At 38.4% G+C, this 635-nt stretch carries 1 pseudogene; it reads right to left on the minus strand.

Annotated features, from left to right (window positions below):
* A pseudogene (locus tag FC36_RS12245) lies at window positions 1–635 on the minus strand (hypothetical protein); the annotation flags it as partial.

Genomic DNA, 635 nt, shown 5'->3' on the forward strand with positions numbered 1-635 from the left:
AGCTTGAGCAACATTATTATTTGTGCCTACACGAACCCGAGTTAGCTCATGTCCAGCTGTTTTGTCAAATAAAATCAAGTATTTATTTGGTGCTTTAAAAGCATTTGCATCAAAAGACCAACCTGAAACCTCTAACTTATTACCAACTAACTTAAAACTGTCTAAGGCATACGCAACTTGACTCAAATCTTTTGCTTGAGACCAAAAATCCTGTCGTTGGCCTTCACCATCCTTAGCATCACTAGAGTAGCGAATCACCACTTGCAACTTATGTCCGGTTACCTGAGAAAACTTCAGCATGTCAAACTTAGCTTTGAAACCAATATCACCGTTACTGTAGATATTTCTGTAGGCGTTCCGAGCATCTTCGCGTTTCACTGTTTCGGAAGTAATCCCTGTTTTATTAGTGCCAACTTTCACCCGTGCCACTTCGTGATCGGTTGTTTGGTCAAATAAAATTAAGTATTGGTTTGGCATTTGTTTAGCGTAATCAGACACATGCCATCCTTCAACTGTAAGATAATTTCCATTAAAACTAAAGTTATCTAAGTTATAAGCACTATTCTTAAAGGAACGTGGTGCAGACCAAACATCCGTACTAGTATCTTCCGTATTTTTTCCGACATAACGTGAAA

Source organism: Ligilactobacillus equi DSM 15833 = JCM 10991 (assembly GCF_001435735.1).
GTDB classification, from domain to species: domain Bacteria; phylum Bacillota; class Bacilli; order Lactobacillales; family Lactobacillaceae; genus Ligilactobacillus; species Ligilactobacillus equi.